General features: G+C 60.1%; 24 protein-coding genes and 2 pseudogenes. 16 read left to right on the top strand and 10 right to left on the bottom strand.

Features of this window, described 5'->3' with window-relative positions; translation table 11 throughout:
* Positions 1–75: 75 nt before the first annotated feature.
* The 8 genes from NKH19_RS20375 to NKH19_RS20340 form a co-directional block, all read right to left on the bottom strand.
* Positions 76–549, bottom strand: a complete 474-nt coding sequence (locus NKH19_RS20375; RefSeq protein ID WP_352863518.1) for a hypothetical protein — start codon at positions 547–549, stop codon at positions 76–78.
* Positions 550–745: 196 nt separating this feature from the next.
* Positions 746–1,024 carry a ribbon-helix-helix domain-containing protein gene (locus tag NKH19_RS20370; RefSeq protein WP_352863956.1) on the bottom strand — a complete coding sequence of 93 codons (279 nt, stop codon included), beginning with the start codon at positions 1,022–1,024 and terminating at the stop codon, positions 746–748.
* 85 nt (positions 1,025–1,109) lie between these two features.
* Positions 1,110–1,883 (bottom strand): TIM barrel protein, encoded by a 774-nt coding sequence (locus tag NKH19_RS20365; RefSeq protein WP_352863516.1) that lies wholly within the window; start codon positions 1,881–1,883, stop codon positions 1,110–1,112.
* Position 1,884: 1 nt separating this feature from the next.
* Complete coding sequence (locus NKH19_RS20360) at positions 1,885–2,844, bottom strand: sugar phosphate isomerase/epimerase family protein (protein WP_352863514.1); 960 nt, start codon at positions 2,842–2,844, stop codon at positions 1,885–1,887.
* Complete coding sequence (locus NKH19_RS20355) at positions 2,841–3,842, bottom strand: Gfo/Idh/MocA family protein (RefSeq protein ID WP_352863954.1); 1,002 nt, start codon at positions 3,840–3,842, stop codon at positions 2,841–2,843. The genes NKH19_RS20360 and NKH19_RS20355 overlap by 4 nt, the downstream gene beginning before the upstream one ends.
* A gap of 89 nt (positions 3,843–3,931) precedes the next feature.
* Entirely contained in the window at positions 3,932–4,756 is an 825-nt protein-coding gene (locus NKH19_RS20350) for an ATP-binding cassette domain-containing protein (protein WP_352863512.1), read from the bottom strand.
* 11 nt (positions 4,757–4,767) lie between these two features.
* Positions 4,768–5,823: an ABC transporter permease gene (locus NKH19_RS20345; protein ID WP_352863510.1), complete on the bottom strand. Its 1,056-nt coding sequence runs from the start codon at positions 5,821–5,823 to the stop codon at positions 4,768–4,770.
* A gap of 98 nt (positions 5,824–5,921) precedes the next feature.
* The gene (locus NKH19_RS20340) at positions 5,922–6,887 is read right to left on the bottom strand and encodes a substrate-binding domain-containing protein (RefSeq protein WP_352863508.1); all 966 of its coding nucleotides are present in this window, start codon (positions 6,885–6,887) and stop codon (positions 5,922–5,924) included.
* Positions 6,888–7,223: 336 nt separating this feature from the next.
* On the opposite strand from NKH19_RS20340, the gene NKH19_RS20335 reads away from it, so the two are divergent.
* Positions 7,224–8,252, top strand: coding sequence for a LacI family DNA-binding transcriptional regulator (locus NKH19_RS20335; protein ID WP_352863507.1), 1,029 nt, complete (start codon positions 7,224–7,226; stop codon positions 8,250–8,252).
* Here the strand turns inward: NKH19_RS20335 and NKH19_RS20330 are convergent.
* Positions 8,212–8,559: a hypothetical protein gene (locus NKH19_RS20330; RefSeq protein WP_352863505.1), complete on the bottom strand. Its 348-nt coding sequence runs from the start codon at positions 8,557–8,559 to the stop codon at positions 8,212–8,214. The two genes, NKH19_RS20335 and NKH19_RS20330, sit on opposite strands and share 41 nt — an antisense overlap.
* 18 nt (positions 8,560–8,577) lie before the next feature.
* Between NKH19_RS20330 and NKH19_RS20325 the strand changes: the two are divergent.
* Together NKH19_RS20325 and NKH19_RS20320 are read left to right on the top strand one after the other, a co-directional pair.
* Positions 8,578–9,322 (top strand): annotated as a pseudogene (locus NKH19_RS20325) (IS630 family transposase); the annotation flags it as partial.
* Positions 9,323–9,478: 156 nt separating this feature from the next.
* Positions 9,479–9,934: a DUF982 domain-containing protein gene (locus NKH19_RS20320; protein WP_352863503.1), complete on the top strand. Its 456-nt coding sequence runs from the start codon at positions 9,479–9,481 to the stop codon at positions 9,932–9,934.
* 197 nt (positions 9,935–10,131) lie between these two features.
* Here the strand turns inward: NKH19_RS20320 and NKH19_RS20315 are convergent, their stop codons facing one another.
* Positions 10,132–10,386, bottom strand: coding sequence for a hypothetical protein (locus NKH19_RS20315; protein ID WP_352863501.1), 255 nt, complete (start codon positions 10,384–10,386; stop codon positions 10,132–10,134).
* Positions 10,387–10,621: 235 nt separating this feature from the next.
* Between NKH19_RS20315 and NKH19_RS20310 the strand changes: the two genes are divergently transcribed.
* From NKH19_RS20310 to NKH19_RS33580, 13 genes and pseudogenes are all read left to right on the top strand, one after another.
* Positions 10,622–11,092: an Hsp20 family protein gene (locus NKH19_RS20310; RefSeq protein WP_352863952.1), complete on the top strand. Its 471-nt coding sequence runs from the start codon at positions 10,622–10,624 to the stop codon at positions 11,090–11,092.
* 84 nt (positions 11,093–11,176) lie between these two features.
* Positions 11,177–11,683, top strand: coding sequence for an Hsp20/alpha crystallin family protein (locus NKH19_RS20305; protein WP_352863499.1), 507 nt, complete (start codon positions 11,177–11,179; stop codon positions 11,681–11,683).
* 137 nt (positions 11,684–11,820) lie between these two features.
* The gene (locus NKH19_RS20300; protein WP_352863497.1) at positions 11,821–12,120 is read left to right on the top strand and encodes a DUF982 domain-containing protein; all 300 of its coding nucleotides are present in this window, start codon (positions 11,821–11,823) and stop codon (positions 12,118–12,120) included.
* Between the two features lie 410 nt (positions 12,121–12,530).
* Positions 12,531–13,133 carry an ANTAR domain-containing response regulator gene (locus NKH19_RS20295; RefSeq protein WP_352863495.1) on the top strand — a complete coding sequence of 201 codons (603 nt, stop codon included), beginning with the start codon at positions 12,531–12,533 and terminating at the stop codon, positions 13,131–13,133.
* A 2-nt stretch (positions 13,134–13,135) separates the two neighbouring features.
* Complete coding sequence (locus NKH19_RS20290) at positions 13,136–14,374, top strand: CmpA/NrtA family ABC transporter substrate-binding protein (RefSeq protein WP_352863950.1); 1,239 nt, start codon at positions 13,136–13,138, stop codon at positions 14,372–14,374.
* A gap of 359 nt (positions 14,375–14,733) precedes the next feature.
* On the top strand, positions 14,734–16,050 hold the full coding sequence (locus NKH19_RS20285) for a CmpA/NrtA family ABC transporter substrate-binding protein (protein ID WP_352863493.1): 1,317 nt from the start codon (positions 14,734–14,736) through the stop codon (positions 16,048–16,050).
* Positions 16,051–16,177: 127 nt separating this feature from the next.
* A complete protein-coding gene (ntrB, locus tag NKH19_RS20280) occupies positions 16,178–17,068 on the top strand; it encodes a nitrate ABC transporter permease (RefSeq protein WP_352863491.1) in 891 nt (296 codons plus the stop codon).
* Between the two features lie 11 nt (positions 17,069–17,079).
* The gene (locus NKH19_RS20275; protein WP_136620067.1) at positions 17,080–17,877 is read left to right on the top strand and encodes an ABC transporter ATP-binding protein; all 798 of its coding nucleotides are present in this window, start codon (positions 17,080–17,082) and stop codon (positions 17,875–17,877) included.
* 381 nt (positions 17,878–18,258) lie between these two features.
* Entirely contained in the window at positions 18,259–18,456 is a 198-nt protein-coding gene (locus NKH19_RS20270) for a hypothetical protein (RefSeq protein WP_352863489.1), read from the top strand.
* 58 nt (positions 18,457–18,514) lie between these two features.
* Positions 18,515–19,816, top strand: a complete 1,302-nt coding sequence (locus NKH19_RS20265; protein ID WP_352863487.1) for an MFS transporter — start codon at positions 18,515–18,517, stop codon at positions 19,814–19,816.
* A 20-nt stretch (positions 19,817–19,836) separates the two neighbouring features.
* A complete protein-coding gene (gene nirB / locus NKH19_RS20260) occupies positions 19,837–22,287 on the top strand; it encodes a nitrite reductase large subunit NirB (protein WP_352982699.1) in 2,451 nt (816 codons plus the stop codon).
* A gap of 5 nt (positions 22,288–22,292) precedes the next feature.
* Entirely contained in the window at positions 22,293–22,622 is a 330-nt protein-coding gene (nirD, locus tag NKH19_RS20255) for a nitrite reductase small subunit NirD (RefSeq protein ID WP_352606443.1), read from the top strand.
* A 4-nt stretch (positions 22,623–22,626) separates the two neighbouring features.
* Positions 22,627–22,707, top strand: a pseudogene (locus NKH19_RS33580) (hypothetical protein); the annotation flags it as partial.
* Between the last annotated feature and the right edge of the window lie 103 nt (positions 22,708–22,810).

Genomic DNA, 22,810 nt, shown 5'->3' with positions numbered 1-22,810 from the left:
CAGTACCTTTGAGGTATGCCATTTCTGTATGCTGTCGCGGATTGGGCGTGCTCAGCGACGCCCGAGTGCCGGTGGTCAGTCGATGCCGAGTTTCGCGCCGATGTCGGCGGCAAGCTGTTCTTCGCTATAGGTCGCAGTCAGGTGGGCCCCGTCCAGTTCGGCAAGCGCCTCGGCGACGGTTTCGTCGACTGGTGAGAAAAAGCCGTTCTGCTTCGTTGCCAGGACGAAAATCTGGCTACCATCCCGGTTGCGGACATCGCCGATATGATGAAGCTGGCGGCCGGTGTTCTGATCCTTGGAGATCACACGACCGTTCATGGTGACATGGATGGACGGTTTGGCTTCAGCCACAGGCGAGGCACCACCGCCAACATGGATGATCAGGCCTTCGGCCTTTGGTTGCTGGCGTGGCTTCTTGGAAGCCGAATAGCCGCCGCCGCTGATCTGGTCGGCAAGGCGAACGATGGTCGAGCGGTTCTGCTCGATCAGTCTTTTGACTTGTACGTCCTCGCGCCGCGGGCCATCCCGCTTGGAGATAATCTCGACCATGAATCCTCCCAGATTCGCAGTGCCGTGGATACGGCTCATTCTTCTTGTGACGCGAACCCTACACCGCCTCCGTCAGATCCGCCAATGCTAATAGATAGCGCCAAAATTCGGGTCGCTGGTAGCAGGCGGCTGCTACACGGGATTTCCGGTATTCGGACGTTTTGAGTAGTGCCCGCGTGTCAGGCTGCCTTGTTCGTCAATTCCGAGGGTTCGCTGTCGAGTGGTTGCCTGTCGCGCAGAGCGCGCACGTGGTGCGCAGCATGGAGGCAAAGTTCGGGATATGGCCGTTGGTTTCCAGTGCTTCATCGTAAAGTGTCGAGAGGAATTTCGGCGCCGTCATCCCCTGTCCGTGGGCGATCTCGTCCAACAACGTCCAAAAAGTGGCCTCAAGCTGGATGCTCGTTGAATGGCCACCTATTCGAATTGAGCGATTGACCAGTCGATACCCTTCCGGATCCTGCCCGGCTGCCCGGATTCGTGGAGATGGCCGTTGCGTGGACGCCTGCGATGCGGACTGCCCCGAGGAGACCTACTTTCAGCATATCAATTTCCTTACTGTTTCAAATCGTGAACGCATTACGGAATGCCTCTAGCGCATCTTCCGGGTTGCCTTTCGCAAAGGCTTCCATCCCCACAGGCCCCGCATACCCAATGGCGTCCAACGCTCTTGCAATCATCGGCCAGTTCATTTCACCCGTTCCCGGTTCGCATCGCCCGGGATTGTCGGCGACCTGGATTTCTCCGATCCATGGAAGACACGCTTCTGCATGGCGGATCACATCCCCTTCGCCGATCTGGGTATGATAGAGGTCGAGATTGATCCGGAGCTGCGGTCTATCGACGGCAGCGACCAGCGAAAGTACATCTGCCGTTGAATTGAACGGGCAGCCGGGATGTTCGCGAAGGTTCAGGTTTTCAAGGGTGAACGTGACGCCCTCTTCTTCTGCCATGTCGCAGATGCGGTGCAGGGTATCGCGTGCTTTCAGCCACATGCCCGGTGCGACATGTGCCATTTGCTGAATGGGCAGCCCCTGATCTCCAAGACCAGTACCATGAAGGTTCAGGCGATGAACACCAAGGCGCTTGCCAACCTGTGCGGTTTCCCGCGCAGATTTGAGGATAAGGTCGGCCCCCTCTGAGTCAGCCAATCGCCCCTCAAGATAGCCGTTCATTATTGTGAATGTCGCGCCGGTTTTCTCCAGTTCATCGAGGTCCCAGGCGGGATAATTCCACAGGCCGACGCCAAACCCCATCTCATGCAAGCGGGACGCTCGCCAATGTATCGGTTTGTCCTGCCAGAGCATTTCCGCACAGGCTGCCAGTTGAAAGCTCATGTCAGATATCCTGCAATTTGAAATCGGCTGGGGCGACAGGCATGACGCCCTTCAGAAGGGTCACGGATTTCTCGAGCCCTTCGAGCGCGTTAAGGAGGACGTCCTCATGTTCGATGGAGAGCCAGCCGTCATAGCCTGCCATCTTGAGGCGGTAGCAGAACTGCCGCCACCATTCCTCGCTGTGGCCGAAGCCGAGCGTGATGTAGGACCAGCTTCGCGCCGGGATGTCGGTGAGACTGCCGTTTTCCAAGAGGCTGGTCGTCGCCTGCTTCGGGGCATTGAGGAAAGTGTCCTTGGCATGGACGTGATAGACGGCGTCGCCCAGCGTTTCGGCCGCGATCAGCGGATCGGCTCCCATCCAGAAGAGGTGCGAGGGATCGAGGTTGGCCCCAACGACCGGGCCGACTTCGTTGCGGAGCCTGAACAGAGACGGCACATTGTAGACGCACTGGTTGCCATGCAGTTCGAGCGCAATCTTTTCCACACCGCATTCATTTGCCAGCGCCACGATCTCGGTCCAGAACGGGAAGAGTTTTTCTTCCCACTGGTATTTGAGGATCGCCTGTGTTTCCGGCGGCCAGGAAGAGACGACCCAGTTTGGCATGGTATCGGACGGATTGCCCGCAGGCAGGCCAGACATGGTGCAGACCGTCCTGATGCCCATCTCGCCCGCGACCCGGATGGTGTTCTTCAGACCTTCGCCCTGAGCCGGATCGGTCGGGTGAAGCGGATTGCCATTGGCATTGAGGCTGATCACATCAAGCCCACGGTCAGAGAAGGACTTCCGGAACTCCTTCTGCGCGGCCGTGTTGCCGAGCATGTATTTCAGGTCGAAATGCGGAGCGGTCGACCAGCCGCAGGTGTTGAGCTCAACCCCCGAGACACCCATGCGGGCAGCATTGTCGAGAAGGTCATTGAGCGGCATGCCCCCAAGGCTGTCGGATACGAAACCCAGTTTCATGCGTAGAACTCCGGCTTGGAAATCATGGTGACGGGTTGCTTCTGTCCGGAAGCGAGTGCCGTTACGCCTGCCTCCGCGGCAACTGCTGCGGCATAGCCATCCCAGCAGCTTGATGCGATCTCGGGAAACACGTCTGTGTCGACGAAGCGTAGGAAGGCGCGGTTCTGGCGGCGATAGGCATCGAAATAGCGGGTCCGCCAATCGGCATCGTAGCCGGTGTGGACGCCAAGCGAGCGTTCGAGACGGGTATAAGCGACATGGCTCATGGAAATGCTCGCCTGCTCGCCCACGAGTTCGGCACGAACGTCGTAGCCGTACGCAGCGTTGTTGTTGATCTCGATGTTGACGAGCTGGTCATCGACGGTTTCGAGGATCATGAAGACGGGCGCGACGCGTCGATCAGAGCGCTTCGGCTGGAAGGCAGAGATCCAGGCATATTCGGTGCCAAGTACATGGCGCACGACGTCGAACTCATGCGGGGCGGAATTGGTGATTGCCATGGCACCGGTGAAGTCGGAGGCTGGCGTTTCCACATTGCGGTGGAAGTTGTGCATCATCAGGACTCGGCCAAGCGTGCCATTTTCAATTGCCTCTTTCATCTCGACATAGGACTGGTCGTAGCGCCGCATGAAGCCGAGCTGGACGAACTTTTGACCAACTTCCTGTTCGGCCTGCATGATCGAGAGGCATTCGGCCGAGGACTGCGATAGGGGCTTTTCGCAGAGCACCTTCTTGCCCGCGTTGATGCAGGCGAGTGACAGCGGCGCATGAGTGAAGTCCGGGCTCGCGACGATCACCGCATCCACATCGGCACGGGCAATCACGGCTTCCGGATTACTTGCAACGTCTGCCGCACCATGGGCATCGGCCACCTTGCGAGCGCGGACTTCATCCATGTCGCAGACCACCTGAAGGGTCGCGCCCGGCATTTCCTCCACGACGATCTTGGCGTGGTCAGCGCCCATCAGCCCTGCACCCATGACTGCTACACGCACCATTGGACAAACTCCTTCCATTCGGCTGGCACAAGAGCTCAACCGCTTCCATTCAACGAATTCCACTACTTGGCGGCAATGCCAATATTCAGTCAGTGAGCGGGCGGTGGCGGAAGACCGTCATGGGTCTCCATATACCCTTCAAGTGAGGCTTCGAGACTGGCCATGGATTCACCACCGGCCATCAGATCAGCGATCTGCTCGCGTGTCTTTTCCCCCTTGCGGAAGTCAGCCGCAATTGCACCCCGAATGAGCACTGCGAAGTGATCGCCCACTGCCATGGCATGCATCACCTGATGGGTGATGAAAATGACCGCGAGGCCACGACGCTTGGCTTCATTGATGATACGCAGTACGTGAGCAGCCTGCTTGACGCCGAGGGCTGCCGTCGGCTCGTCAAGGATGAGAACACGGGCTCCGAAATAGACAGCACGGGCAATCGCGAGCGACTGGCGTTCCCCTCCGGAAAGGCCACCGACCAAGCGATCCCCGTCGGTGATGCGTGTGATCCCCATTTTCTGAACCTCTGCAACTGCCACTCGGGTGGCGGTTTTGCGGTCGAAATATTTGAACGGTCCCCAACCCTTTGTCGGCTCCGAACCCATGAAAAAGTTACGTCCTATGGACATCAAAGGATATGTCCCACCGAATTGGTGAACTGTAGCTATCCCGCGTTCCTGAGCCTCACGGGGACTGGAGAAAAGTGCGGGCTGACCATCCATCAGAATTTCGCCACGCGTCGGCTGATAGACACCAGACAGCGTTTTGATGAGCGTCGACTTACCCGCGCCGTTGTCGCCAAGCAGGCAGAGCACTTCACCTTCACCGACCTTGAGGCTGATATCGTTCAGAACATCAATATGGCCAAACGATTTGTCGACGTTTCGAAATTCGAGAACGGGTTTCTTATCGGACATTGTCGCTCTCCTTATTTCTTTTTGGACGTCGACCAGCTGGTGGCCAAATGACGAAACGTGTCGTTGAGCAGGACAGCGATCAAAAGCATGACACCGATAATTAGGAAGGACAGGTTTCTGTCGATCTCTGTGAAACCAATAGCTTGGGTAACAATCGAAAGGGTCAGCACCCCGAAGACAATGCCCATTACAGTACCAAAACCACCCGTGAGGAGAACGCCACCTACGACCACGGCGATAATGGTGTTGAAGATTAGGCCAAAATTGGCCTGAGACGTTGCGGAGCTGAATGTCATCACCTGAAGGACACCAGCAAAGGCCGCCGATATGGAACACAGCATGAAGAGTGCAATCTTCATCCTGGTTACAGGAATACCTGCGTTTCTCGCGCTTTCCTGGTCTCCACCAAGAGCGAACACCCAGCTTCCCTTCGGAGAGTAATGCAGAAAGAAGACGAATGCTGCGATAAGCCCACCCCACCAGAAGACGGAAGAATTGAAGCCATACACCTTCCCGCCGAAGAGCGATTTTGCCCAATCTGGCGCGTGATAGAAGGAATTGGTGTTGTTGATGAAGAAGATCGACAGGTAGAGCGTGATGCCTGCCACTGCAAAGAGCGTCGCCAATGTCACGATGAACGACGGCACGCGCGTGTGAGTTACGATGTATCCATTGATGAAGCCGATCAGTGCACCGATGGCAAGCGCTGCAGCTACACCGACAAGCACAGGCATCTGATAGTGCTCGCAGACAATCGCAACTGTCATCGTGGACGCGGGAAGTACAGCACCGGTTGAAATATCGAGTTCACCGGCAATCATCAGGAACCCGACCGGAATCGCAATCATTCCTATGAGTGACGCGAAGTTCACCCACGTAGTTACACCAGCTACGGACAAAAAGTTGCGGCTATACCCGAACATCGCAAAAAGGATGAATACAGCCACGAAACCCATGAAAGCACCAGCGGCGGGGGTGCGAAAAAAGGCCTTAATGGATGAAATGGCCGATTCACTCTCGATGGCGGGTGTTTCAACGGTGCTGGTTCTTAGGTTTGTGGTGGTCATGGAAGCAAAATCCTCAGTTAGCGCAGACGAAGCTACATAGAGGGAGCATGGATGAGACCCGGCCAGGTTAGCGGCCAGGTCTCAGCCTCGGGCCAGCCTCAACGTGCGCCGAGTTTGACGCCGTCGATTGCCGAAGCAACATTGGTCTTGTCGACAATCGCCGGACCAGTCAGAACCGGCTTCGTTGCAACCGCAGTGCCGAACTTCAGGTTTGCAAACAGCATGGAGGTTGCGAGGAACCCCTGCAGATAAGGCTGCTGGTCGATTGCGAAGGTCTGGGTGCCCTTCGAAATGCGATCCAGAACCGAGGCGGACATATCGAAGGTACCAAGCTGAATCTTGCCGATCTTGCTCTGCTGATCGATGGAGCTAGCGGCAGCATCTGCAGCCCATGCAGCGAGCGTGATGACGGCGTCAATGGACGGATCGGCGATCAGCTCGGATTTGATTGCTTCAGAGGTACCATTCATGTCCTGGTCAAGGTTAGCAGGAACACGGAGGATGAAGGTGTCTGCGCCAGCCTTCTTCGCACCGTCTTGAACGCCCTTGCAGCGGGTCTCGAGATTTACGGCACCTGGGTTCTGGATGTGGCAGAGAATTTTCTTTGCACCATGAGAAGCCAGATACTTGCCACCCTCAACACCTGCCAGATATTCGTCCGACCCGAAATAGTTTAGCGAGCCGTAATTATCCATCTCACTCTGGCCAGCGTTGAAGGAGATGATCACCACGCCCTTGTCCCGCGCAGCCTTGAGGGCAGGGGTTTCGGATTCTGGCAGCCAGTTCGGGATAGCAATACCTTTAGCACCCTGGGCTACAGCCTGTTCGATTAGCGAAGCGAGGTCCGGGCCGAAGTTGTCATAGTTTTGGGTCTGCATGAAATTGACGGTGCCGCCATTAGCCTTGACCATCAGCGAAGCATCATCGACGCCCTTCTTGACCATGTTCCAGAAGCCATCTTGGGCCGAGCCCACGATGACGGCGATATCCGTGTCACCCGCATGAGCGCTGGATGCCAGCATGAATGCCATGGCTGCGGTGGCTATTTTCTTGGTGAACGACATGTCGAATTCCTCCTCAGGTTAAAGCCGCATGGCTGCGGCTCGACATACTTTTTGCCTTTTTTGGCCGTGCGGCCGATCCCGGCAGGCACGCGCAAGTCCGCGATCTCAACGCAACGACGTTGAGCCTCCTCGTCCAAATTGTGCGCCGGGCCTCCCCCCAAAGCGCTGACGGCTCCTAGATCGCTGAGCACCGTCAACGCGCAATGAATGCTACGTTGACATCTTTCAGGTCAATCTGGATTACTATCGCTTCAGAAATTCGTCTCAAATCATTTCGAAAATTTGTATGAATGATATTTTTTGAGATGCCGAAACCAGAGTAATGGAATTTTTGACATGAAGAGACCAACCATTCCAGACTTGGCAAAAGCCGCAGGTGTATCCGTGTCAACGGTCAATCGTGTACTGTCCGAGCCTGAATCGGTCCGGAGCAATACGCGCACACGCGTTTTGGCAGCCGCTGAGGAAATCGGCTTCTACGGACTTGGCACCATCAAGCAGGCGGCGAAGGCACAAGAGGTGATCCACCGTGTCGGGGTTTTGCTGCAGCGACGGGAGAGACGCTTCTATCGCCTACTCGGCGATTCAATTGCGCAAGCTGCGGAAGCTTATCCTGCCTGCAATATCGATCTAACGGTCGAGTACATGGAAGACCTCACGCCGGAGAAAGTCGCGGCACATATTCAGTCGCTCGGCGGGCGGTGCGAAGCACTTGCGATTGTAGCGCCGCAGCATCCTGCCGTTGCTGACGCGATTGACGCAGTTCTTGAAAGCGGCGTGCCGGTCGTTTCACTTATCGGCCCCCTTACGGCCAAGGGAGGCATCAGCTTTGTGGGGCTCGATAATTGGAAAGTAGGACGCACCGCTGCCTGGGCGTTTGACCGCATGGTGAGACAGCCGGGGAAAATAGGCATTCTTTTGGGCAGCCACCGATTGCGAAACCAGGAAATGAACGAAAGCGGGTTTCGTTCTTACTTCCGTGAACATAATTCGGGATTCACGCTGCTCGAACCGCTGCCAACTTACGAGTCAGCCGTGGTTGCCCGTGAACATGTCGAAAAGCTGCTGACAGACCATCCGGATATGTGCGGACTATTCATCTCAGGGGGTGGTGTTACAGGTGCGATAGCCGCACTCAGGGCTACCCCAAAACGGGAAGACTTCGTTACCGTAGGCTATGAACTCTTTGAAGATACGCGGGCTGCTTTGATAGACGGTACGATTTCGCTGATCCTGTCACACCCCATAGAACGTTTTGCATCAGAGACTATTGCAACTCTGGTGAAAGCGAAGAACGCAGGTCCTGATAATGGGGTATTTAGGATCACGTTTCCATTCGATATGTACAGCCCGGAGAGCGTTTGATGACGACTTGGCTCATAAGCTGGCCACAGAATGCGTTCAGCGTATCGATGCCGGCGCCGCCATTCAGCACGTTGTTGCCGCCATCGCCTTCGAGCGTATCGTTCTGTGCAGAGCCCAGAGGGCCCTCGATGCTGGAGAAGGTGTCGCCTTCGGCATCGCCGCCTTGAGCCACACCGGTCATCAGGCTGACATTCACACCGGCCGCCGACGCCGCATAGCTGGGCGTGTCGGTGCCTGCGTCACCGATGAGTGTGTCGGCGCCGCCCAGGCCTGCCAAGGTGTTGTTGCCGGTGTTGCCGGTGATCACGTTGGCAAGCGAGTTGCCATCCACCGCATCTGGACGGCCTTCGGCCTTCAGCCGCACCGCGCAGAGAGCTTCAAACTATCATCGGATGCGCTGTTTGTGGAGAAGGGTGCGTGACATTGTCGGCCTCTATCTGGTCCCGCCCGAGCGAGCGCTGGTCCTGTGCGTCGACGAGAAGAGCCAAATCCAAGCGCTGGATCGCACGCAGCCGGTGCTGCCGATGCGCCCCGGCCAGATCGAGCGGCGCAGCCACGATTATACGCGGCACGGCACCCTTTCCCTGTTTGCTGCCCTCGATGCCGCCACCGGCACCATCATCGGCCGCTGCTTTAAGCGCCACCGCGCGCAGGAGTTTCTGAAATTCCTGCGCGAGATCGAGGCCAATGTCCCGGCTGACCTCGATATCCACATCGTCATGGACAACTACGCCACCCACGAGACCAGCACCGTGCGCGCTTTCTTCCTCAAGCGTTCCCGCTGGCATATTCACTTCACACCGACAGCCGCCTCATGGCTCAACCAGGTCGAACGCTTCTTCGCTAACCTGACCGAAAAGCAGATCAGGCGCGGCGTCCACAGGTCGACACAGGAGTTGGAGGCGGCAATCAGAACTTACATCGAAGCTGTCAATGCCGATCCAAAGCCCTTCAGATGGACCAAGTCGGCCGACGATATCCTCAACACCATCAAGCGCTTCTGTCTGGCTACGCTTCAAGTCGCACAACACCAAACCGAAATGGCTCAAACTTCGGAATCAGGACACTAGCAGCGATCCCGAAGCAGCCCGGCATGTGTGCGAAGGTGCTTCGGGAGGTCTTCTGTTCGTTTCGCCAAACTCCCCTTGAACTGAAAAGAGGTGTTTCCAATCTTTTTCCTATGTGCGGTTGCCGGATGTCGAATCGAACAGAAGCGGAAGGAGCGCATGGAGGCGATTTTCTTTGAAAATCCCGTTTCCGTCCCGGTCTGCCATGGCGTTGCCAAGCTCGACGGCATGCCGGGAACTGACATCGTCGCCGCACACGGTGAGGCAGGATCAGTTGCCGCACGGTTTGAAGGGAGGTCACCAATGGAAAATGCGACGTTCAAACAGCCGGTTTTCGTAAGAGACGACGGCTATGGTATCCAAGAGATCGGCTGTGCCATGGATGCGATAGAGTTTCTGGAAGAATGGCCGGTTGAAAGGCGCGGGCTTCTCCACGCAGCGGCGTCTGATGCATGCTACTCTGCGTACGATGGCAGAAAGTCTGTCGAGGCGGCACATAAGGCCTTTGCCACTTGGGCACATAGGGTGGGTGTCATTGAGGCCGTACCCGCAGCGCCGCCATGGATGACAGGGCCGAAGATCCAAGGAGACTATCTTTTAGAAAGTGATGGCTAAATTCCTTTAAGAGGGGGACGCTGGATTCACCGCGGCGGCAATTTACCGCCGCGGAACGGTGCGTCATCGCGGCAACGGGAGCGGAAGCCGAACCTCCTTATCGTTGCCTGATCATATAGATGCCTTCAGCAGGAACTTGCCAAACGGATCAAACGATTAAACGCTGCTGCCTGAATGGTGAGCCGCCGGCGGCATCTTCATGATTTGCCCGGGTCCCCCTGGGCCAGATCTGCTAGGTCGCCTTCGTCGTCGGGCTCGATCAGGTCGATTAGCGCTGCCACCCGTGTTCCCGGCAGCGGCCGGCCTTGGTTCATCCATGCCTCGTCACCAAAGGCCCATGCCCATGCCTCTCTCAATTCCTCGAGCGAGGCACCGGACGTGATGATTTCGGCAATCGTCGCGTCGTCCACGGGCCCGAGGACCGAGATAACGTCTTGGCGCGTCATGGTCATCTTTTTTCCTCCGTTCGAAATACCAGCGAAGCACATGGGTATTCGATGGAGCGCTTGCCAATAGATATTTGAAGACGGCCGCGAAACTGCCTCGGCAGTCTTTCCCCCCTTGACGCTGCGGAAATCGATTCCCAACTCATTTTTGATCGGTCGCCGTTATGGGGCCGATGTGTCAGGGAGCGCCAAGCTTCTTGGCGTTCCCTCGTATCTATGTTGCTCCAAGGAGGATGTAGTTATGAGAACGAACCTGGACTTTTCACCCTTCTACCGGTCGAGCATCGGCTTTGACCGTATTTTCAACCTGCTCGAAAACGCCAGCCCTTCACAGAATGCGGATAACTGGCCGCCTTACGATATCGCCAAGCTCGGTGAGGATACCTACCGCATTGTCGTTGCGGTCGCAGGTTTCGGTGAAGACGAGCTTACGATCACGCATGAGCCAAATATGCTCGTGATCGAGGGCACCAAGGCGGAGAACGAGGAGGTTCAGTACCTCCATCATGGCTTGGCACTGAGGCCGTTCTTCCGCCGTTTCGAATTGGCCGATCATGTGAGCGTTGTCGGAGCCAGGCTCGAAAACGGTCTGCTGATCATCGACCTCAAGAAGGAAATTCCCGAGGAGATGAAGCCGCGCCGCATCGCCATCAATACCGAACCCGGCAACGGGCCAGCGTCGAAGCGGATTGAAGGCAACGTAGCCGCCTGACCTTCGGCGATCGGCCTTCGCGAACACTCCCGTCCCGACGGGTGGGCTACGACCCATAAAAACAAAAGAAAAGGAGAAAAGACAATGAGTGTACGTGACTTGGTGCCTTGGAACCGGGGCAACAACCACCCCAGTGTCTACCGCGGTGGTGACGTGGATCCATTCATGTCGTTGCATCGTGACGTTAACAAGCTCTTCGATGAAGTCTTACGCGGATTTGACACCCCCTCGGTGTTCGGCCGGATGACTCCTGGAAACGGCAGTTGGCCAAGCGTCGAATTCTCGGAGAATGACAAGGAAATTCGACTGATAGCCGAAGTGCCGGGCCTCGAGGAAAAAGACATCGAGGTCATGCTGGAAGACGGCGTCCTGACGCTTCGCGGCGAGAAGAAATCCGAAACCGAGGACAAGGATCGCCAGTTCAGCGAACGCTATTATGGACGCTTTGAACGGCGCTTTGGCATGGGCCGCGAGATCGACGAGGACAAGGTGGCAGCGACGTTCAAGAACGGGGTGCTCACCGTAATGCTGCCGAAGTCCGAACAGGCGCAGGCAAGCGCCAAGCGCATTGCGATCAACGGCACCAACTAACGGTCGCGAAGGAGGGCCGGGGCGAGCCCCGGCCCTCGCAGGATAGCGAGGATGGTCAAATGATGTCCGATAGCCTCAAACGAAAGAGCCGCATCATGGGAAGCTGAATCAACTCTTACAATCACAGGGAGGCAACAATGAACAGTCTGGCTTTCCTTGCCCCCGTGCAGGTTAAGACCAGTGACGCGATAAACGACATCAACTCTGTTCGGGAGGCGCTCGTATTCTTGAATCAATGGCCGAAGGCCCGTCGCGGACCGGTATACAGTTGCGCGGTGAGAAGCTGCAACGCCGCGATTGCCGGGCAGATGACAACCGAACAGGCGCGACAGGCATTTGTCAGCTTTGCCAGGATAGCTGGGGTGCTGGCCAAATTCGATTTTTCGCCATTGGCTGGGGCTGATCAAAAGCTGTCCGTTTCTGGGCGCGGTCCCTGACTTTCAGTTCAGGCTTTTCTTGGGCGCGTATAGGCTAAGTGAAATTCGACTGGACGAGGCGGTCGCGGAAACCATACGGAACGATACGGGAAGATTTCTGATTTTTGCCCACAAAAAGCTCGATTAAGTCAGGGACTCGAACCCCTCTGAACTTGGAAAGCTCAGGATGGACCAGGGCAATCGTTTTCGTGGACGATTTTGGAGTTCCTGTCCGCAAGGGGCGATAGTGGGCGTATCCCTCTCGCCAAAACGGAAGGCGCGGGCGCCGCGGTCGACGACGACCTGCTTCGGCCTGGCGGTGGCGATCGCGCTATGCGCGCCGGCAGGCAGCAATCGCCGCGCTCAGCGAATGTCGGGATTGTTCGATCATACCGCATTGCACAATTCCTTCGCTTGGTCACAATGCAGGCATGGTCCGAACTTCTCTCGCCGTCCTGGTGATCGACGAAAACCGCATCCGCGCCGCGATCATCGAGGCGGGTTTGCGCGAGGCCGGCCATGAGCGGGTCACCGTCATCCACGACGTGACCGGCATTGCACGGCGGATCGCCGAGATCGAGCCCGATGTCATCGTCATCGATCTCGAAAACCCGAACCGCGACATGCTGGAAAATATGTTCCAGCTGTCGCGCGCGGTGAAGCGGCCGATCGCCATGTTCGTCGACCGTTCCGACCAGGCCTCGATCGAGGCCGCGGTCGATGCCGGCGTTTCGGCCTATGTCGTCGACGGGCTCAGGCAAGAGCGCGTCAAGCCGATCCTCGACATGGCCGTCAGCCGTTTCAACGCTTTTTCGCGCATGGCGCGCGAACTGGAAGAGGTTCGCGGCGAGCTCGAGAGTCGCAAGGTGATCGACCGCGCCAAGGGCATCCTGATGAAATCGCGCGGCCTCTCCGAAGAGGCCGCCTACACGCTGCTGCGCAAGACGGCAATGAACCAGAACCGCAAGATCAGCGACATCGCCCAGAGCCTGGTGACCGCCGCCGGGCTGCTGGGACCGGCGGAGGACGAATGAGCATGGGCGCCGAGCACCAGATCACCGCCGGCTTCATGCCGCTTTTCGACAGCGCCGTGCTGGTCGCGGCCGGCGAACTTGGCTTTGCCGCGCGCGAAGGCATCGACCTCACGCTGCACCGCGAGACGTCCTGGGCCAACATCCGCGACCGCATCGCCATCGGCCATTTCCATCTCGCCCATATGCTGGGACCGATGCCGCTCGCCTGCAATCTCGGGCTGACGCCGCTCGCTTCGGAGACCATAGTGCCGTTTTCGCTCGGGCTCGGCGGCAATTGCGTCACCATCTCCAACGCCGTCTGGGCCGGCATGGCGGGGCATGGCGCCGAACCCGATCTCGACCCGGCGCGCGCCGGTGCGGCACTTGGCGCGCTCATCCGCGAGCGTGCTATGGCCGGTTACGACCCGTTGCGCTTCGCGGTGGTGCATCCGCATTCCGGGCACAATTACGAACTGCGCTACTGGCTCGCCGCCTGCGGCATCGATCCAGAGCGGCAGATAGAGATCGTAATCGTGCCGCCGCCCTTCATGGCCGACGCGCTGGCCGCTGGGCGGATCGACGGCTATTGCGTCGGCGAACCCTGGAACAGCGCCTCAGTGGCCGCCGGCACGGGCCATATCGTCACCGTCAAGGCGCTGCTGTGGAGGAACAGCCCGGAGAAGGTGATCGGCGTGCGCAAGGCGTGGGCTGACGAAAACCCGGAGGCACTGGCGGCATTGCTGCGCGCGCTCCATCATTCGGCGCGCTGGTGTCAGGACCCAGCCAATCATGGCGAATTGGCCGCGGTGATGGCGCAGCCCGGCTTCCTCGGCCTGCCACCGGCCGTCCAGATGCCGATCCTGACCGGCCATCTCCAATTGGGCGGCGGGGCCGATCGGACCATCGACGACTTCTTCCTGCCCTTCGAAAAGGCGGCGAATTTTCCCTGGAAGAGCCATGCGCTGTGGTTCTACACGCAGATGGTGCGCTGGGGGCATGTGGCGCACACGCCGGAAAATCTCGCCATCGCCCGCAACTGCTACCGGCCGGACCGTTATCGTTCTGCACTGAAGCCGCTTGGCGTCGCACTTCCCGGCGCCAATTCGAAGGTCGAGGGCGCGCTCAAGGCAGCGACCGCGGTCGGCGCGACAGGGGCCGGCCTGGTACTCGGCCCGGATGGTTTCTTCGACGGCCAGATCTTCGATCCCGACGAGATCGACGCCTACATTGCCGGCCAGAAATCCGCCGACATCCAGGCCTGATCATTTCCGCGCCATTCTTGTGCATTGCACAAAAGTTGTGCGTGCGACTGCGCTAATGAACAATCTTTGGCTTGCTTGCCCGGCGGGCCGGATCGCCGACAATTGTGGCATCTCGTTGATCTCATTGACGTTTGTCATCTAGTCTGAAACTGGCATGGTTCCTGCTTTGCAATAAGCAGACTCTTCTCAGGGTCACGGAACAGGCGTCCAATGGCGGGCGCTACAGGCAAAGCTGCCGCTCAGGTCAACACGCGATCCCGGATGTACGGACGCGCGCGGCCTGGCCGGCGGCTTTTTTGTTTTGATCGAACACGCAATCGACGGCGCTGATCCCAAGCAGTGCCCAACGGGAGACGATGATGACGAAACGCATCAAGACTGAAGCCCCTATCGAGGGAATGACTCGCCGCAATTTCCTGATGGCAAGTGCTGCCACCGCAGCAACCCTGGCGGCCGCGCGCGCGCTGCTGCCCTCCGGCGCCTATGCCGCAACGGCCGCTCCGGAAGTCACCGGCGCCAAACTCGGCTTCATCGCGCTGACCGATGCGGCTCCGCTGATGATCGCCAAGGAGAAAGGGTTGTTCGCCAAGTTCGGCATGCCCGAAGTCGAGGTGCTCAAACAGGCCTCCTGGGGCGCGACGCGTGACAATCTGATGCTCGGCGGTGCGGCCAACGGCATCGACGGCGCGCACATCCTGACGCCGCTGCCTTACCTCATGCACACCGGCAAGGTGACGCAGAACAACCAGCCGATGCCGATGGCGATCGTGGCGCGGCTTAACTACGACTGCCAGGGCATTTCGGTCGCTCAGGAATATGCCGGCACCGGTGTCGGCCTCGATGCCTCGAAGCTGAAGGACGTCTTCGCCGCCAAGAAGGCGGCCGGCAAGGAGATCAAGGCCGCCATGACCTTCCCGGGCGGTACGCATGATTTGTGGCTGCGCTACTGGCTGGCCGCCGGCGGCATCGATCCCGACAAGGACGTTTCGACCATCGTCGTGCCGCCACCGCAGATGGTGGCCAACATGAAGGTCGGCAACATGGACGTGTTCTGCGTCGGCGAGCCATGGAACGAGCAGCTTGTCCACCAGGGCGTCGGCTTCACCGCCGCCACGACAGGTGAATTGTGGAAGGGGCATCCGGAAAAGGCGCTCGGCCTGCGCGCCGAATTCATCGACAAATACCCCAACGCCACCAAGGCGATCCTGATGGCCGTCATGGAAGCCCAGCAATGGTGCGAGGCCAGCGAGAACAAGGACGAGATGGCCGCCATCATCGGCAAGCGGCAATGGATGAACGTGCCCGTCGCCGACATCATCGGCCGCCTCAAGGGCGACATCGATTACGGCAACGGCCGCGTCGCCAACGGCACCGATCTCTACATGAAATTCTGGAAAGGCGGCGTCTCCTATCCGTTCAAGAGCCATGATACGTGGTTCCTCGCCGAGAACATCCGCTGGGGCAAATTCGCGCCGGCCACCGACATCAAGGCGCTGGTCGACCAGGTCAACCGCGAGGATCTGTGGCGCGAGGCGGCCAAGGACCTTGGCGTCGCGGCAGCCGACATCCCGGCGTCGCCGTCGCGCGGCGTCGAGACCTTCTTCGACGGCAAGGTCTTCGATCCGGCCAACCCATCCGCCTATCTCGACAGCCTGAAGATAAAGGCTTCGGCTTGACCGTCGCAAACGGCGCAATGCGCCGTTTGTCGACCCCAAGAGCAACGGCGCCTCTCGCGCCGTTGTCGCACGCAAGCAGCGCTCGCGCCGCTTGTCGCAAATCCCGACCACGGAGTTTTTCCCGGACATGTCGATCCAGACTATCGAGGACACAAAGGTGAAGGCGTTCCCCGCGAAACCGGCGGCGGTCATCGCGTTCACCGCCAAGGCGCGGCGCCGCTTCGATCTGCTCGCCATCGCTGGCAAGCTGGCCAGTGCGCTGGTGCCGCCGGCCATCGTCATCGCGCTCATGCTGGTCGTCTGGCAGATCGCCTGCTCGTCGCCGACGTCAAGCCTGCCGCCGCCGAGCCAGGTGTGGAACGAGGCCTACGATTTGATCGCGCATCCGTTCTTCGACAATGGCCCGCAGGATATCGGGCTCGCCTGGCGCGTGCTGATCTCGCTGCAGCGCGTTGCCATCGGTTTCGGCCTGGCGGCAATCGTCGGCGTGGCGCTCGGCGCGCTGGTCGGCCAGTCGATCTGGGCGATGCGCGGTCTCGACCCCGTGTTCCAGATCCTGCGTACCGTGCCGCCGCTGGCGTGGCTGCCGCTGTCGCTGGCCGCGTTTCGCGATTCCAGCCCGTCGGCGATCTTCGTCATCTTCATCACCTCGATCTGGCCGATCATCATCAACACCGCCGTTGGCGTGCGCAACATCCCCGAGGACTACCGCAACGTCTCGCGCATCCTGCGGCTCAACCAGTTCGAGTTCTTCGTGAAAATCATGGTGCCGGCCGCCGCGCCGTACATCTTCACCGGCTTGAGGATCGGCATCGGCCTTTCCTGGCTCGCCATCGTCGCCGCCGAAATGCTGACCGGCGGCGTCGGCATCGGCTTCTTCATCTGGGACGCGTGGAACTCGTCGCGGCTGCCCGACATCATCGTCGCGCTCGCCTATATCGGCGTCACCGGCTTCTGCCTCGACCGTTTGGTCGCGGCGGTCGGCGCCTTCGTCACCCGCGGCGCAACGGCAAAGTGAGGAGAGGGGCGATGACGGCCTATCTGAAACTGGACCATATCGACAAGTCCTTCGCCCGCGGCAACCAGGTCAGCGAGGTGTTGAAGGACATCCGGCTGACCATAGACAAGGGTGAATTCGTCTCCATCATCGGCCATTCCGGCTGCGGCAAGTCGACCTTGCTGAACCTGATCGCCGGGCTGACCAAGGTGTCCGCCGGCGCCGTGCTGCTCGAGGACAAGGAGGTCGACAGCCCCGGACCCGAACGCGCCGTGGTGTTCCAGAACCACTCGCTGCTGCCGTGGCTGACCGTCTACGAAAACATCAACCTCGCCGTGTCGAAGGTCTTCGGTCGCTCGAAAAGCAAGGCCGAGCGGCATGACTGGATCATGCGCAATCTCGACCTCGTGCAGATGGCGCATGCCAAGGACAAGCGCCCGGCGGAAATCTCCGGCGGCATGAAGCAGCGCGTCGGCATTGCCCGGGCGCTGGCCATGGAGCCGAAGATCCTGCTGCTCGACGAGCCGTTCGGCGCGCTAGACGCGCTCACGCGCGCCCATCTGCAGGACGCGGTGATGGACATCCATTCCAGGCTCGGCTCGACGACGATCATGATTACCCATGATGTCGACGAGGCGGTGCTGCTCTCCGACCGTATCGTCATGATGACCAACGGCCCGGCGGCGACCATTGGCGAGGTGCTTGCCGTGCCGCTGGCCCGGCCGCGCCGCCGCGTCGAACTCTCTTCCGACCGCACCTTCCTGCGCTGCCGCGAGGCGGTGCTGAAGTTCCTCTACGAACGCCACCGCTTCGTCGAAGCCGCGGAGTAAGGCCGTGACCGAAAAACAATCCGCATCGGCAATCGGCAACATACCGCATTGCACAAATATTATGCCGCCCTGCAAGGCATTCTGACTAATCTTTGATCCGCTGCCGGGCTTGGTCAAAAGTCGCGCGGCTGCAGTTCTCATTGATTTCACTCGACAATTCAGAGTGCTGTCGAATTGGCACGTTTCCTGCTTCTCAGAATGTAGGCCCGCAAGGGTCAAGTGACACGGCGTCCAATGGCGGGCGCCACAAGCAAAGCTGCTGCTCAGGTCAATACGCGATCCGGATAGACGGACGCGGCGGCCTGGCCAGCAGCTTTTTTGTTTTGACCGAACACGCAATCGACGGCGCTGGTCCCAAGCGGCGCCCAACTGGAGACGACGATGACGAAACGGATCGGAACTGGCGCGTCCCTCGCGGACTTCGCGCGCCGCGATTTTCTGGCCAGCAGCGCGCTGACGGCGGCGCTGTTCACCGCTGCGCTCATCCTCTTTCCCGCAGGCGCCAAGACCGACGGCAAGGGCCTCGAAGTGACCGCGCAAACGTCGGTTTCACCCAATTCGCCGATGCCGGGCCGCTGACAGTCGCGAACGAACAGACAAGCGCGGTGCCTCCCACGCCGCAAACCGGAGCCTGATAATGACCGCAAATCTCCCAGCCGCGCCGAGCCAGGACAATGCTTCCCGGCAGGCGCTCATGATGTCCACCATCGCCTTCACCGTCTGCTTCGCGGTGTGGACGATCTTTTCAATCATCGGCATCCGCATAAAGACGGAGCTTGGGCTGAACGAAACGCAATTCGGCCTGCTCGTCGGCACGCCAATTCTCACCGGCTCGCTCGTACGCATGCTGCTCGGTATCTGGACCGACCGCTTTGGCGGACGGCTGGTCTACACCGCGACCATGCTTGCGGCCGCGGTCGCGACCTTCCTGCTGGCTTTTGCGCACACCTACGGGCAGATGCTGATCGCCGCGCTCGGCGTCGGGCTCGCCGGTGGCTCCTTTGCCGTCGGCGTCGCCTATGTCTCGCGCTTCTTCCCCGCCGGCAAGCAAGGCACGGCGCTCGGCATCTTCGGTGTCGGCAATGTCGGGGCCGCGGTCACCAAGTTCCTTGCGCCGTTCGTGCTTCTGTCCTGGGGCTGGCAGTCGGTCGCGCTGATCTGGGCGGCAGCACTCGTCGTCATGGCTGCCGTCTTCTGGTTCACCACCGGCGACGATCCGGTCATCCGCGAGCGCCGCGCCGGCAAGGCGGCACCGGCGAGAAGCTTCTGGCAGGAATTCGCGCCGCTGAAGAACGTGCAGGTCTGGCGCTTCGCCTTCTACTACTTCTTCGCCTTTGGCGCGTTCGTGGCGCTGTCGCTGTGGTTGCCGCGCTACCTGATCGGTGTTTACGGTTTCGGCATCGCGACCGCCGGCATGATCGGCGCAGCCTATTCGATCCCGGCGAGCGTCTTCCGTGCCTATGGCGGCGTGCTTTCCGATCGGATCGGAGCTCGCACCGTGCTCTATTGGACCTTCGCGGTGTCGTCCGCCGCCACGCTGATCCTGTCGCTGCCACCCACCGATTATATCGTGCACGGCATTACCGGGCCGATCGCTTTCCACTTCGCCATCGGGCCGGTGGCTTTCATCGCGGTCGCCAGCGTGCTCGGCTTCTTCATGAGCCTCGGCAAGGCTGCCGTCTATAAGCACATACCGGCCTACTATCCAGGCAGCGTTGGCGCGGTCGGCGGCGTCGTCGGCATGATCGGCGGGCTCGGCGGTTTCGTCCTGCCGATTGCCTTCGGCGCGCTCAACGACCTCACGGGCGTCTGGTCGAGCTGCTTCATGCTGCTCTTTGTCATCGTCGTCGCTTGCTTTGCCTGGATGCAGTTCAGCATTCGGCGGATGGAGCGCGCGGCATCTTCCGAAGCCCCAGCCCTTTCATACGCGGCTGAGTGACACCGGAGCGGATCAGGAATATGACCGAAAAACTCGTCATCATCGGCAACGGCATGGCCCCTGGGCGCATGCTTGAGCATCTCTTGGAAAAGGCCCCTGGCCGCTACCAAGTCACCATCTTCAACGCCGAGCCGCGCGTCAATTACGACCGCATCATGCTGTCGCCCGTTCTGTCGGGCGAGAAGGCCTATGAGGAGATCATCATCCACGGCGACGGCTGGTACATCGCCAACAACATCACCCTCTACAAGGGCCACAAGATCGTTGCCATCGACCGGGAGGCCAAGACCGTCACCTCCGATCATGGCGTTACCGAGCCCTATGACAAGCTCGTCATCGCCACCGGCTCGGTGCCGTTCATCATCCCGGTGCCCGGCCACAATCTGCCCGGCGTGCTGACCTATCGCGATCTGGACGACGTCCGGGCGATGATGCTTGCCGCGCAGTCGCGGGCCAAGGCGGTGGTCATCGGCGGCGGTCTGCTCGGACTGGAGGCCGCGGCCGGGCTGAATGCGCAAGGCATGGATGTCACCGTGCTGCATGTCATGCCGACATTGATGGAGCGCCAGCTCGATCCGGCCGCCGGTTATCTCCTGCAGCGCGCCGTCGAGCAGCGCGGCATCAAGGTCATCACCAAGGCCAACACCCAAGCCATCACCGGCAACGGCAAGGTCGAGCAGATTGAGCTTGCCGACGGCACCGTCATTCCGGCGACGCTGGTAGTCATGGCGGTCGGCATCAGGCCGAACGCGGCGCTGGCCAAGGAGGCCGGCATTGCCGTCAATCGCGGCATCGTCGTCGATGCCGGCATGCGCAGCAACGACCCCGACATCTACGCGCTCGGCGAGTGCGCCGAGGTCAATGGCCAGGTCTACGGGCTGGTCGCCCCCCTCTACGAGATGGCACGCGTCACCGCCAGCCAGCTTGCCGGCGACGAGGCCGCGGCCTTCGTCCATTCGGACACGCCGACCAAGCTCAAGGTCACCGGCATCGAATTGTTCTCGCTCGGCGACTTCGCCGAGGGCGACGACCGCCAGGAGATTGTGCTGCGCGATGCCTCCGCCGGCGTCTACAAGCGCCTGGTGCTGAAGGACGACCGCATCATCGGCACCGTGCTCTATGGCGAAACGGCCGACGGCGCCTGGTTCAACGATCTGAAGAAGAAACAGACCGATATTTCAGAGATGCGCGATACGCTCATCTTCGGCCAGTCCTACCAGGGGGGTGCCCCACTGGACCCTATGGCGGCCGTTGCAGCCTTGCCGGATGATGCGGAAATCTGCGGCTGCAACGGCGTTTGCAAGGGAAAGATCACGGGCGCGATCACGGCCAAGGGCCTGACCTCGCTCGACGACGTCAGGGCACACACCAAGGCGTCGGCCTCGTGCGGCTCCTGCACCGGACTGGTCGAGAAGCTGATGGTGCTGACCATCGGCGACAAATACAATCCGGCGGCGGTGCAGCCTTTGTGCGGCTGCACGACGCTCGGCCATGACGAGGTGCGCCGGCTGATCAAAGCCAAGAGCCTCAAGACCATTCCAGCGGTCATGCAGGAGCTGGAATGGACGACCTCCTGCGGTTGCGCCAAATGCCGGCCGGCGCTCAACTACTATCTCGTCTGCGACTGGCCGGACGACTATGCCGACGACTACCAGTCGCGCTTCATCAACGAGCGCGTCCACGCCAACATCCAGAAGGACGGCACCTATTCGGTGGTGCCGCGCATGTGGGGCGGGGTGACAAACGCCGCCGAACTGCGCGCCATCGCCGACGTCGTCGACAAGTTCGAGATCCCGATGGTCAAGGTTACCGGTGGCCAGCGCATCGACATGCTCGGCATCCGCAAGGAGGACCTGCCGGCGGTCTGGGCCGATCTCGGCCAGGCCGGCTTCGTCTCCGGCCATGCCTACGCCAAGGGCCTGCGCACCGTGAAGACCTGTGTCGGCTCCGACTGGTGCCGCTTCGGCACGCAGGATTCGACGGGGTTTGGTGTCCGCATCGAGAAATTCATGTGGGGCTCGTGGACCCCGGCCAAGGTCAAGATGGCGGTGTCGGGCTGTCCTCGAAACTGCGCCGAGGCGACCTGCAAGGATGTCGGCGTCATCTGCGTCGACAGTGGCTACGAGATCCATTTTGCCGGGGCTGCCGGCCTCGACATCAAGGGCACCGAAGTGCTCGGACTGGTCAGGACCGAGGATGAGGCGCTGGAGCACATCGTGGCGCTGACGCAGATGTACCGCGAGCAGGGCCGCTATCTCGAGCGCATCTACAAATGGGCCAAGCGCGTCGGCATCCCCGAGATCAAGCGCCAGATCATGGACGATGGGGAGAAGCGCAAGGCCTATTACGACCGCTTCGTCTTCAGCCAGAAATTCGCCCAGGTCGATCCATGGTCGGAACGCGTATCCGGCAAGGACAAGCACGAATTCCGGCCGATGGCCTCGGTCGGCTTTGCGCAGGCGGCGGAGTGATCATGATGAACTGGATCGCCATTGGCTCCATCTCCGACATCCCGCGCCGCGGCGCGCGCTGCGTCGCCACGCCCGAGGGGAAGATCGCGGTCTTCCGCACCGCCGACGATCAGGTCTACGCCATCGACGACCATTGTCCGCACAAGGGCGGACCGCTCAGCCAGGGCATCGTGCATGGCACGGCGGTGACCTGTCCCTTGCACAATTGGGTGATTTCGCTGGAGACGGGCAAGGCGCTCGGCGCCGACGAGGGCGCGGTGCGGACCATTCCGGTGCGGGTCGAAGGCGAGCATCTGTTCATTGCGCTGGAAGCGCTGGCCAGCCGCGCGGCCTGAACCCATGGAGATCGACGAAGCGCGCGAGGTGAGGACCACCTGCCCCTATTGCGGGGTGGGCTGCGGCGTGCTGGCGAAGGTCGCCCCCCCGCCGGCGAAATGCAGGAAGGCCGCCCCCCCCCCAAACCCCCCAAATTAAGCCGGCCAGGAGCAACGGGTGTGCAACCGCCCCGCGCACCGAGTAAAAA

It is taken from the genome of Mesorhizobium sp. M1338 (assembly GCF_040318045.1).
In the GTDB taxonomy this organism is placed as follows: domain Bacteria; phylum Pseudomonadota; class Alphaproteobacteria; order Rhizobiales; family Rhizobiaceae; genus Mesorhizobium.
Note: the sequence above shows the minus strand (reverse complement) of the source record. Positions and strands in the feature narration are given on the sequence as shown.